12 protein-coding genes are annotated in these 12636 nt (G+C 33.9%); 8 read left to right on the top strand and 4 right to left on the bottom strand.

The annotated features are described in order from the left end of the window. Positions 1 to 39 precede the first annotated feature (39 nt). Together GKZ88_RS17740 and GKZ88_RS17735 are read left to right on the top strand one after the other, a co-directional pair. Positions 40 to 993 carry a hypothetical protein gene (locus GKZ88_RS17740; RefSeq protein ID WP_155103677.1) on the top strand — a complete coding sequence of 318 codons (954 nt, stop codon included), beginning with the start codon at positions 40 to 42 and terminating at the stop codon, positions 991 to 993. Next, entirely contained in the window at positions 990 to 1445 is a 456-nt protein-coding gene (locus GKZ88_RS17735; protein WP_155103676.1) for an SRPBCC family protein, read from the top strand. The genes GKZ88_RS17740 and GKZ88_RS17735 overlap by 4 nt, the downstream gene beginning before the upstream one ends. A 358-nt stretch (positions 1446 to 1803) precedes the next feature. Here the strand turns inward: GKZ88_RS17735 and GKZ88_RS17730 are convergent, their stop codons facing one another. After that, positions 1804 to 2610 (bottom strand): hypothetical protein, encoded by an 807-nt coding sequence (locus tag GKZ88_RS17730; protein ID WP_155103675.1) that lies wholly within the window; start codon positions 2608 to 2610, stop codon positions 1804 to 1806. Positions 2611 to 2821: 211 nt separating this feature from the next. Here GKZ88_RS17730 and gcvP point away from each other — a divergent pair, with 211 nt between their 5' ends. From gcvP to GKZ88_RS17700, 6 genes are all read left to right on the top strand, one after another. Beyond that, positions 2822 to 5671 carry an aminomethyl-transferring glycine dehydrogenase gene (gcvP, locus tag GKZ88_RS17725; RefSeq protein ID WP_155103674.1) on the top strand — a complete coding sequence of 950 codons (2850 nt, stop codon included), beginning with the start codon at positions 2822 to 2824 and terminating at the stop codon, positions 5669 to 5671. 325 nt (positions 5672 to 5996) lie between these two features. Next, positions 5997 to 7055 (top strand): ketoacyl-ACP synthase III, encoded by a 1059-nt coding sequence (locus tag GKZ88_RS17720; protein WP_155103673.1) that lies wholly within the window; start codon positions 5997 to 5999, stop codon positions 7053 to 7055. Between the two features lie 160 nt (positions 7056 to 7215). Further along, positions 7216 to 7743, top strand: a complete 528-nt coding sequence (locus GKZ88_RS17715) for a methyltransferase (protein WP_155103672.1) — start codon at positions 7216 to 7218, stop codon at positions 7741 to 7743. Between the two features lie 100 nt (positions 7744 to 7843). Next, a complete protein-coding gene (locus GKZ88_RS17710; RefSeq protein WP_155103671.1) occupies positions 7844 to 8692 on the top strand; it encodes a glycosyltransferase family A protein in 849 nt (282 codons plus the stop codon). Between the two features lie 80 nt (positions 8693 to 8772). Further along, positions 8773 to 9522: an ABC transporter permease gene (locus GKZ88_RS17705; protein ID WP_133525568.1), complete on the top strand. Its 750-nt coding sequence runs from the start codon at positions 8773 to 8775 to the stop codon at positions 9520 to 9522. Next, entirely contained in the window at positions 9519 to 10280 is a 762-nt protein-coding gene (locus GKZ88_RS17700) for an ATP-binding cassette domain-containing protein (protein ID WP_155103670.1), read from the top strand. Before GKZ88_RS17705 ends, GKZ88_RS17700 begins: the two co-directional genes overlap by 4 nt. An 83-nt stretch (positions 10281 to 10363) precedes the next feature. On the opposite strand, the gene GKZ88_RS17695 is transcribed toward GKZ88_RS17700, so the two are convergent. From GKZ88_RS17695 to GKZ88_RS17685, 3 genes are all read right to left on the bottom strand, one after another. Next, positions 10364 to 11086, bottom strand: coding sequence for a hypothetical protein (locus tag GKZ88_RS17695; RefSeq protein WP_155103669.1), 723 nt, complete (start codon positions 11084 to 11086; stop codon positions 10364 to 10366). Between the two features lie 162 nt (positions 11087 to 11248). After that, complete coding sequence (locus tag GKZ88_RS17690; protein WP_155103668.1) at positions 11249 to 11845, bottom strand: SprT-like domain-containing protein; 597 nt, start codon at positions 11843 to 11845, stop codon at positions 11249 to 11251. A gap of 97 nt (positions 11846 to 11942) precedes the next feature. Beyond that, entirely contained in the window at positions 11943 to 12620 is a 678-nt protein-coding gene (locus GKZ88_RS17685) for an SDR family NAD(P)-dependent oxidoreductase (RefSeq protein WP_155103667.1), read from the bottom strand. Between the last annotated feature and the right edge of the window lie 16 nt (positions 12621 to 12636).

The following is a 12636-nucleotide window of genomic DNA, read 5'->3' as shown; positions in this document are numbered from 1 at the left end:
TAAATGCTTTTTAAAATTTAACTAAAGAAAAACTAACCAATGAAATATTTAAAAATAATTATAATCCCTATTTTGTTTGCCTTATTACTCCGAATCATATTTGGTGCTTCTATTTTTGATGATTTTTTATCTGTAATGACTTGGACTTTTTTCTTGTTAGTTCCCTCTGTGATCGGAGCGCTTACCATTTATTACTCAAGCATCGAAAAAGTAAAATCGATGAACTATCGGTTTTTTGCGCCATGGGTGCCCATTATATCGGTCATTTTTTTAACTATCTTAATTGGTCTCGAAGGCTGGGCATGCTGGATCATGATTTCACCTTTATTCTTGATTTTTAGTTCTATTGGAGGATTAATTGCGGGATATTTTAAAATAAAGAAATCTAAAAAGCAGGAAAATTTAAATCTGTCAATTCTTATTTTGCTTCCTTTTATCATTGGACCAATAGAAAACAGTATTCCAAGAAACCCTGAAGTTTTTAAAACTTACACTTCAATTATAATAAATAGCAACAAAGCTAAAATATGGCAAAATGTAACTTCTGTCAGAGAAATAAAAGCAACAGAAGATTCTTCAACTTTAACAAAATGGCTCGGGTTTCCTAAACCAATCAAAGCCGAACTGAACAAACAAGAAGTTGGAGGTTATCGAAAAGCCATTTTTGAAAAAGGACTCATTTTTCATGAAACAGTAACCGAATACCAAGATTTAAAATTGATGCGATTTAAAATAAAAGCCAATACTTATGAAATTCCTTCAACCACTTTAGATGAACACATTTTGATTGGCGGTGAATATTTTGATATGCTGAACGGTACATACGAATTAGAAAAAATAAATGAACATCAATACAAACTAATTCTTTACAGTAATTTTTCAATGAAAACTACTTTTAATTCCTATGCCGGAGTTTGGGGAGAGTGGATTATGAAAGACATACAGAATAATATTTTAAAAGTTATTAAAGAAAGAAGTGAAAACGAATTATGACAACTATAAACCTCACAACCAAAATAAAAGCATCAAAACAAATCGTTTTTGATGCTTCAAGAAATATCGATATTCATCAGCAATCTGCAAGTCCAACAAACGAAAAGGCAATTGCCGGAGTGACATCAGGTTTGATCAATTTAAATGAAACGGTGACTTGGCGCGGTAAACATTTCGGTTTTTATCTCACACATAAAACCCGAATTCCCGAAATGAATCTCTACGATTATTTTGTAGACGAAATGGAAAAAGGCAAATTCAAATCTTTCAGACATGAGCATATTTTTGAAGAAGAAAATGGAGTAACAATTATGAAGGATATATTGCAATACGAAACGCCGTTTGGAATGTTCGGAGAACTTTTTGATATTTTATTTTTGGAAAAACATCTTACTCATTTTCTTTTGGAAAGGAATAAAGTTTTGAAAGAGGTTTCAGAAAAACTGAGTTAAAATTAATTATTTTTTCACGCAGATTTAGCTGATTTGGCAGATTTAAGATATTATTTTATTGCCTCCAGCTTTAGCTGGAGGAGAAATATGTGGAAGATTTTTTGGCTTTAGCCTAACTTTGTCATTTGGCTAAAGCCTAGATCGAAGACTTCTTTTTACCTCCAGCTAAAGCTGGAGGCAATTAAAAATTTAATAAATCAGAAATTCTCTTTCGAAAATGAATTTTCTTATTTTACGGTTTGCGTGAGGGATAGAAGCGGATAGCCCACAGCCTGACGAAGGAAGTGCGAGGACTTGTAGCGGATAGCCCGGTTCGCCACGGCGAAACACGCCCAAACTATTCAGAAACTTTATCTTCTTATAAAAACACAATCATCAGCCACCAAAAAATCGGTACGCTTTCGACCCAAAAGGAAGTATAATATTTCGAGCGATTGGTGTTGGCAAAGAAAATAAACAACATCAAAGTCACCACCATGATCAGATTGATGATGAGATCGTGAAACGTAAAAGTCAGGATTCCTAAAATCCAAAAGGGAACTAAAAGTGAAAACCCTAGAATTTTTGTTTTCTTGACGCCAATGGTTTGCGGAACGGTTTTTAAATGCGGATCGTCATTGGCCAAATCCAGAATTTCAAAAACTAAAATCAGCACAAAAACCAGCACAAAACGCTGAATGCATTTTATAAAAAAGTTGGCTGTAAACGGAATTTCGGCATTGATGTACGGTAAAACCAAACTTGCTCCTACCCAGCAAATGGCGACCATATAAATTTTTACGCCTGCCCAGTTTCGGGCATTTTTTCTGTTTGGAAAAAATGGCAACGTATAAAGTGCGGTTATCGCAAAAATTCCAACTGACACAATTTGGGTAATGCGTTTCAATTGAAAGAAATAATAACCAACCAAAATCAGCGAAATAAAACTTAAAACAGCGATAATTTTTAATTGAATGCCAACCGGTTTTCTTTTAACACGAACCAAAGCATCGTATTTAACAAAATTATAGCCAACAATTGTTCCGAAAAAAACAAATAACGCCATCGGTTCATCATATTGAATATGAAAGACATAAAAAGTAATTCGGACCAAAGCATAACACGATAAAGCCACGTGAATACTGCTGTTTAAATAAAAATCTAAAATTTGTTTTAGGAGTTTCATAGCTCAAATCTAATCAATTGGTAACAAATCAACTCTTTAGTTATAAATTTGATAAAAATTGAAGTTAAAAATACCCATTAAATTATTAATAATACTTAATTTTGCGCGACAAAAAAACAACACATTTACTATAAAATGTAATAAACCCTGTGAAATCGTAGAAAAACACTCGGCAAATTACTTTTGATCTTTAAAAAATAGACTGCTACAAATGAAAACAGACGCTTTTGCTTTAAGACACATTGGTCCAAGAGAAACAGATCTTCAACACATGTTACAAACTATCGGGGTTGAATCTATTGAACAACTTGTTTACGAAACCCTTCCGGACGATATTCGTTTAAAAGCACCTTTGAATTTAGATCCTGCAATGACAGAATATGAATTTGCAAATCATATTCAGGAATTAGGAAAGAAAAATAAAGTGTTCAAATCGTATATTGGTTTGGGTTATCACCCAACTATTGTTCCGGCTCCAATTCAGAGAAATATCTTCGAAAACCCAGGATGGTATACGGCTTACACGCCTTATCAAGCAGAAATTGCTCAAGGTCGTCTTGAAGCGATTTTAAATTTCCAGACTACTGTTATTGAATTAACAGGAATGGAAATTGCCAATGCCTCTTTATTAGATGAAGGTACAGCTGCTGCTGAAGCTATGGCGTTATTATTTGACGTTCGTACGAGAGATCAAAAGAAAAACAACACCAATAAATTCTTCGTTTCTGAAGAAATTTTACCTCAGACTTTATCTATCCTGCAGACACGTTCAACTCCAATCGGAATTGAATTAGTTGTTGGAAACCACGAAAACTTTGATTTTTCAAATGAATTTTTTGGAGCTATTTTACAATACCCAGGAAAATATGGTCAAGTAAACGATTACAGTGCTTTTGTTACTAAAGCAAAAGAAAATGAAATCAAAGTTGCCTTTGCTGCTGATATTTTATCACTTGCTGCTTTAACTTCTCCAGGAGAAATGGGAGCTGCAGTTGTTGTTGGAACTACACAACGTTTTGGTGTACCAATGGGTTATGGTGGCCCTCACGCTGCATTTTTTGCAACTAAAGACGAATACAAACGATCTATGCCGGGTCGTATTATTGGAGTTTCTATTGATGTAAATGGAAACCGCGCTCTACGTATGGCTTTAGGAACTCGTGAGCAGCACATTAAACGTGAAAAAGCAACTTCAAATATTTGTACAGCTCAGGTTTTACTTGCAGTTATGGCTGGAATGTATGCCGTTTACCACGGACCTGAAGGATTAAAATATATTGCAAACAAAGTTCATGCATCGGCAGTTACTGCTGCTGAAGCTTTAAATAAATTAGGAGTTTTCCAAACTAACACCGCTTACTTTGATACTATTTTAGTAAAAGCAGATGCTCAAAAAGTAAAAACTCTAGCGGAGAAAAACGAAGTAAACTTCTTCTATCCTGATGCCGATACGATTTCTATTTCGTTTAACGAAACAACTTCGATTAACGACATCAACCAAATTATTGCCATTTTTGCTGAAGCTTTAGGAAAAGAAACTTTCACTGTTTCTGAATTAACTGAAGCAAGTCAATTACCGGCTTCATTAGAAAGAACGTCGCCTTTCTTAACGCATGATGTTTTCAACAATCATCATTCAGAAAGTCAGATCATGCGTTACATCAAAAAATTAGAGCGTAAAGATTTATCATTGAATCACTCCATGATTTCATTAGGTTCTTGTACAATGAAATTAAACGCAGCTTCAGAAATGTTGCCTTTATCAATGCCAAACTGGAACAGCATTCACCCGTTTGCACCAGTGGAGCAAGCTGAGGGTTATATCACAATGCTTAAAAAATTAGAGCAGCAATTAAATGTAATTACTGGTTTTGCTGGAACAACATTACAGCCAAACTCTGGAGCTCAGGGAGAATATGCTGGTTTAATGGCGATTCGTGCTTACCATTTGTCAAGAGGCGATAGTCACCGTAATGTATGTTTGATTCCTTCATCAGCTCACGGAACCAATCCTGCTTCTGCAGCGATGGCCGGAATGAAAATCATTGTTACTAAAACGACTCCGGAAGGAAATATTGATGTAGAAGATTTAAGAGAAAAAGCGATTGAACATAAAGATGATTTATCTTGTTTAATGGTAACGTATCCATCTACTCACGGAGTTTTCGAATCTTCAATTATTGAAATCACAAAATTAATCCACGAAAACGGCGGATTAGTATATATGGATGGTGCAAACATGAACGCACAAGTTGGATTAACAAATCCTGCTACAATTGGCGCTGACGTTTGTCACTTAAACTTACACAAAACATTCGCTATTCCTCACGGTGGCGGTGGACCTGGAGTTGGACCAATCTGTGTGAACGAGAAACTAGTTCCATTTTTACCTACAAACCCAATCTTAAAAGTAGGCGGTGAACAAGCTATTACGGCAATTTCATCTGCACCTTACGGATCAGCTTTAGTTTGTCTAATTTCTTACGGTTACATCACAATGATGGGTGCTGAAGGATTAAAAAGTGCTACTGAACACGCAATCTTGAATGCAAACTATATGAAAGCGCGTTTCGAAGGACACTACCCAATTCTTTATACTGGAGAATGCGGAAGAGCAGCTCACGAAATGATTTTAGATTGCCGTTCATTTAAAGAAAACGGAATTGAAGTTGGTGATATCGCAAAACGTTTAATGGATTACGGTTTCCACGCTCCTACGGTTTCTTTCCCAGTTGCTGGAACTTTAATGATCGAGCCAACTGAATCTGAAGATTTAGCTGAGTTAGATCGTTTCTGTGATGCTCTTATCTCAATCAGAAAAGAGATTGAAGCAGCAACAGCCGATGATAAAAACAATGTATTGAAAAATGCACCGCACACATTGGCCATGTTAACTACTGACAATTGGGTTTTCCCTTACACTAGAGAAAAAGCGGCTTATCCATTAGAATACATCGCTGAAAATAAATTCTGGCCATCTGTTCGTCGTGTAGATGACGCATACGGTGACAGAAACTTAGTTTGTAGCTGTGCTCCTATTGAAGCTTACATGGAGAACTAAGATTTTTTAGTTTACATATAAATATCCAAACCCGACAGTTTTAAAAACCTGTCGGGTTTTGTTTTTTGTTTCAGGTTTCAGGTTTCAGGTTTCACGTTATGCAGGAACTTGAAACTTGAAACCTGAAACTAAAAAAACTTTCTCCAATATTTCATTTCAAACGTTTGAAATCTCGGAAAAATTAAAAAATCATTAGAAAATAACCATTATATCACCCAAAAAATTGTTATTTCATAATTATATGCATGCATAGTACTTTTTATGATAGTTATCATGATTTTATTTATACTTTAGCAATAAATTTATCGGATAATTAAAGGAAGAAATGAAAATAAAAATTATTGGCATTGGGAGTTACATTCCCAATTTAGAAGTAAAAAACACAGACTTTGACAAGCATATTTTTTTAAATGAAGATGGAACTCCTTTTGGTTACCCGAATGAAGTTGTTATAAAAAAATTCAAAGGTATTACCGGAATTCAAAACCGACGTTATGCCGAACCAGAATATACAGCATCTGATTTAGCTTTTTTTGCAGCTGAAAAAGCAATTGCAAATGCCGGAATTGATGCCGAAACTTTAGATTATATTATTTTCGCTCATAATTTTGGAGATGTAAAAACCGGAACACATCAAACGGATATTTTACCAAGTTTGGCCACTCGTGTTAAAAACAAATTAGGAATCAAAAACCCTAAATGTGTGGCTTATGATATTCTTTTTGGATGCCCGGGATGGATTGAAGGTGTACTTCAGGCCAATGCATTCATCAAATCTGGAATGGCAAAAAGAGTAATGGTAATTGGTGCCGAAACTTTATCAAGAGTTGTCGATGATCACGATCGTGATTCAATGATTTATTCTGATGGAGCGGGAGTTTCAATCTTAGAAGCATCAACTGACGAAGCTGGTCTTTTATCTTATGAAAGTGCCACTTATGCAAATGATGAGGCAAATTACCTTTATTTCGGAAAATCATACAATCCAGATTTAGATCCAGATATTAAATACATTAAAATGTACGGACGTAAAATTTACGAATTTGCTTTAAGCAATGTTCCGTGCGCAATGAAAAGCTGTTTAGATAAAAGCGGTATCGGCATCGATGAAGTGAAAAAAATTCTGATTCATCAGGCAAATGAAAAAATGGACGAAGCGATTATCGAACGTTTCTACAAATTATACGACAAAACTGCGCCTAAAGATATTATGCCAATGAGCATTCATGATTTAGGAAACAGCAGTGTTGCAACCGTTCCGACTTTATACGATTTAATTCTACAAGGAAAAATTGAGAATCAAGAAATCAACAAAGGTGATGTTATCATTTTTGCTTCAGTTGGGGCAGGAATGAATATCAATGCTTTTGTTTATAGACATTAAATTAGTTTGCAGTCACAGTATTCAGTTTAGCTGACTGTAAACTGTGACTGAGACTCAAAACTAAAAAAGTCCGCATCTTATAGTGCGGACTTTTTTAGTATATTTGCGACCTAAATAATTAAATCAAGAACGAGAGATAATTTCGTTCCTCGCAACGACTATGTACGAAAAAACGTTTCCAAATAAAAGATTCAAACTTACTTTAGAGTTTTTACAAAAACACGTTAAAACATCAGAAGTCATTTTTGATTTTGGTGTGCCAAATCCGTTTTCTAAGATAATGGAAGAAAATGGTTATACGGTAAAAAACACAAAAGGTGAAGATTTAGACAACGATCAAACTGCTTTACAAACAGAAGATTATACTGTTTTTACAGCATTTGAAATTTTCGAACATTTGCTGAACCCATACACCATTCTAGAAAACGTAAAATGCGATAAATTGTTAATTTCAATTCCGCTGCGTTTATGGTTTTCTCCGGCATATCGTTCTAAAACTGATATGTGGGACAGACATTATCACGAATTTGAAGACTGGCAGCTAGATTGGCTTTTAGAAAAAACAGGCTGGAAAATTACAGATCGTCTGCAATTTACACATCCCGTAAAAAAGTTTGGATTCAGACCTTTATTAAGATATTTCACTCCGAGATATTATATTGTTGTAGCTGAGAAAGTAAAAGCCTAACAGCAAATTCCAATAAAAAAAATCCAAATTCCAATTTTAACCACACAGGTAAGATTGGAATTTGGAATTTAAAAGAATTGGAATTTTAAATTGAAAATTTATGAAGTATTACATCGTTATTCCCGCGCACAATGAGCAAGATTTAATTGGTTTAACTTTACAATCTTTGGTTTCGCAAACGGTTTTGCCTTCAAAAATTGTTGTTGTAAATGATAATTCGACTGATAAAACAGAAGAAGTTGTTTTAAATTTTGCCAAAGAAAACCCATACATTTCTGTGGTAAACAAAACTTCAGATGCGATTCACATGCCGGGGAGCAAAGTAATTCAGGCTTTCCAGAAAGGTTTTGAAACCTTGGATTCTGATTACGATATTATTGTAAAAATTGACGGTGATTTAATTTTTCCTCCGAATTATTTTGAAACCATAATCAAACATTTTGAATCTGATCCAAAAATCGGAATGGTAGGCGGTTTCTGTTATATCGATAAAAATGGCGAATGGGTTTTAGAAAACCTGACCGATAAAGATCACATCCGCGGTGCATTAAAAGCCTATAGAAAAGAAACTTATCAGCAAATTGGCGGTTTAAAACCCGCAATGGGATGGGATACCGTTGATGAATTGCTTTGTAAATATTACGACTGGAAAATAGTTACCGATGAATCTTTACATGTAAAACACCTAAAACCAACCGGAGCAAATTACAATAAAACAGCCCGTTATAAACAAGGAGAAGCTTTTTATACTTTAGGATATGGTTTCTGGATTACTTCAATTGCATCGGCAAAATTGGCGATGATGAAGAAAAAACCATTTCTCTTTTTAGACTACATTAAAGGATTTCTGAAAGCTAAAAAAGCAAAAACTCCTTTATTGGTAACCCATGAACAAGCTAAATTTATTAGAAATTATCGTTTGCAGAAAATGAAACAAAAGCTTTTTTAATCTTAAAAAAAATTAAAAAACTGTAAACTGAAACTGTAAACTGTAAACTAATCCTTAATTTAGCCAATATTTCAAAAACTATGATGCTAATTCGTTACCTATCTCAAATAGGAAGATATTTTTTAATGCTAAAGGAAATTTTCAATAAACAGACTAAATGGCCTGTTATGAAAAATTTGATTTTCAAGGAAATTGATGATTTAATTATTGACTCTCTTGGTATCGTTTGCTTCATCTCATTCTTCGTTGGAGGTGTTGTTGCCATTCAAACTGCATTAAACTTAACAAATCCTTTAATTCCAAAATATTTAATTGGTTTTGCTACACGACAATCGGTGATTCTGGAGTTTGCTCCTACTTTTATATCGGTAATTATGGCCGGAAAAATGGGTTCATTTATCACTTCAAGTATCGGAACAATGCGTGTAACTGAACAAATCGACGCATTGGAAGTTATGGGAGTAAATTCACTTAATTACTTAGTTTTTCCTAAAATTATCGCTTTGCTTTTGTATCCGTTTGTTATTGGAATCAGTATGTTTTTAGGGATTTTTGGTGGATGGCTTGCTGGAGTTTACGGCGGATTTACAACGAGTGACGCCTTTATTGCTGGAGCACAAATGGATTTCATTCCGTTTCACATTACTTATGCATTTATTAAAACCTTAATATTTGCTATGTTATTGGCAACTATCCCATCTTTTCATGGTTATTATATGAAAGGCGGCGCGTTAGAAGTTGGTAAGGCCAGTACGGTTTCGTTTGTTTGGACATCAGTATCCATCATTCTTTTCAATTACATATTAACCCAATTGTTATTAGGATCATGATAGAAGTAAAAAATGTAGTAAAATCATTTGGGGACAGCAAAGTTCTAAAAGGTGTTTCGACCGTTTTTGAAACTGGAAAAACCAATCTGATTATTGGACAAAGTGGATCTGGAAAAACAGTTTTATTAAAAACTTTACTTGGAATTCATACTCCTGATTCTGGAACAATTGAGTTTGACGGAAGAGTTTATTCTGAATTAAATCCGGATGAAAAAAGAGAATTGAGAACGGAAATTGGAATGGTATTTCAAGGAAGTGCTTTGTTTGATTCGATGACAGTTGAAGAAAACGTAGCTTTCCCTTTAAAAATGTTTACAAACGACAACAAAGCCAAAATTAAAGAACGCGTTGATTTCGTTTTAGAAAGAGTAAATCTTGTTGATGCACATAAAAAACTTCCATCTGAAATTTCAGGAGGAATGCAGAAACGTGTGGCGATTGCACGTGCAATCGTAAATAATCCGAAGTATTTGTTTTGTGATGAACCTAACTCAGGTTTAGATCCGAATACCTCAACTTTGATTGATAACCTGATTCAGGAGATTACAAAAGAATACAACATTACAACCGTAATTAATACGCATGATATGAACTCGGTGATGGAAATTGGCGAGAATATTGTTTTCTTAAAAAAAGGATTAAAAGCGTGGCAAGGAACTAAAGAAGAAATCTTTAGAACTGACAATAAAGATATCGTGAAATTTGTTTATTCTTCAAATTTATTCAAGAAAGTAAGAGAAGCTTATTTGAAAGGTTAAGTTCTCTAAAATTCCAATATTTAAAATCCCAAATTCCTAATTTTACTAAGATTGGAATTTGGGATTTTTTTATTGATACCTAATTATTTTATATCTTTAAAATCAGTTTCTAAAACTGCTATTGTTTGATAGGTTATTCCTTCTACATTACTTGCAGGAAACTCATATGATGCTATCTGCCTAATTCCATTTTTCATCCTTGACAAAATAACTTTTTCTTTATTGTAACGCTGTATGTATATCGTTTGCTCAGAAGTTCCATTAGCAGTCAAATAAGTTAAATTGGATGCATTTGTATATTCATGCATAATTTGTACAGGAAAAGTTTCAATATTATTGAGCTTAAATGTTACTTGGCATGGATATAATCGAATTAAATCATTTGTATTAAACTCAAATTGTTTCCCAATAAATCTCATATCATTTGCATCCTCTGTAATACGAACATAACATTCTCCAAAGATAACTGGAGTTTCATGTGGCTTTACTTCTTTACCTATCACTAAATTATAAAAATTTCCTTTACCGCTAGTTTTAAAGGTAAAATTATAATTTCCATTATTATCCGTATGAGTCGAATCAACCCATTTTATAAATTCATGATCTTCATAAGACATGATATAGGAGCCAGTGTTTGTCACTTTATATTCTCCAACTTTTACAATTAAATTTGAAATTGGCGTATCATGATTATCAGTGACATTTCCGCTCACTTTAGTTTCAATTCCAGATTTAATTAATACAGGATCCTTGTCGCAGGAAACCAATGAAAATAATAACGCAAATAAAATTACTGTATTTTTCATAAAGATCTTTTTGTAAAGATAATACAATTCTACAAACGTAGAGTAAGCTGTATTTAAAATTAATATTAAATTTCTTATGACAAATCCCAACAAAAAAAATCCAAATTTCAATCTCATATAAAATTGGAATTTGGATTTTTCTATTTTGAAATATTTAAACCTTTAATCCATCAGCTCAACTTCTGCATTTGGATTAAAAAGATAGGTTTTTCCTGTACTTATTTCGAGGCATTCGAAACGTTTGGTTCTAACGGCAATTTTTTTAAATACTTTGCCATTTTTTATTTTGAAAACACTTCCGTATGGAATTTCAAAAACATAATTTTTATCACTGTTTGCATCATATTGTTTCAATGCCAGTGACAAAGTCGTATCAGTATCACTGCTCGCCGACGGATTTTTAAAATGTCTCGCAAGCAAAGGTAAAATCTGACCTGGAAATATTTCTGGCCGAATAAAAGGAACCATTAAACGCTGAAAAGTATATTTCCATTCATTTCCATGTGGTTTTATATTTCTTCCGAATTTTTCGAATGCAACTAAATGCGAGATTTCATGAATCAGCGTAATCAAAAAACGGTACTTATTTAAGCTCGCATTAACCGTGATTTCATGTTTACCGCTTGGTCCTCTGCGATAATCTCCATGACGCGTCTGACGTTCATTTACAATTTTCAGATGAACCTGATTGGCTACAATCAAATCAAAAACAGGCTTTACAGCGTGCTCCGGAATATATTTTGCTAATGTATCGCTCAATTTAATTATGAATTTTGAATTTTGAGTTATATTTTTTCGATTAGTTAAAAGAACAAAAAAGGCTTCGACTCCGCTCAGCCTGACAATTTATATTTAACTACGGATTCGTTGAAGAAACTTCCAATACTTTTCCGTTAAAATATTTGTTTCCGTTTAGCGTAAAATCATAAATGTAAGTTGCCATTCCTTCTGCCGAAATTGGCGCTTGATAACCTGGGAAAGCTTCGTTCAGCATTTCGGTCTGAACAGAACCTAAAGCCAGAACATTAAATGAAATGCCTTTTTCTTTATATTCTTCAGCCAATAATTCTGTTAAAGTAATTACCGCACCTTTACTTGAACTGTAAGCGGCCAAACCTGCAAATTTCAAGCTTCCGCGAACGCCACCGATCGAACTGATTGTTACAACATGACTGCCTTTCTGTAAATATGGAAGACAAATTCTAGTAAGATTTGCAACTGCAAAAACATTCACTTTATAAATTTTTTCGAAATCAGCTTGGGTGGTTTCTGCAAAAGGTTTCCAAATTAAAGCACCAGCATTATGAACAACTGCATCAACTTTTTTCCATGTTGACGAAAGAAAATTTTCTACGTCTGCTAAAGCTGTTTCATCAGCCAAATCAATTGATAAGCACGTAACATTTTTATGTTCTAAAAGTGCTTGCGGAGTTTTTCTTGAAATCGCTAAAACCTGATTTCCTGCATTGGCAAACTGCAATGCTAATTCATAACCAATTCCTCTGCTCGTTCCGGTAACAATAATATTTTTCATTCTGCAAAAATAATCA

The organism is Flavobacterium sp. LC2016-01 (assembly GCF_009711135.1).
Taxonomy (GTDB): domain Bacteria; phylum Bacteroidota; class Bacteroidia; order Flavobacteriales; family Flavobacteriaceae; genus Flavobacterium.
Note: the sequence above shows the minus strand (reverse complement) of the source record. Positions and strands in the feature narration are given on the sequence as shown.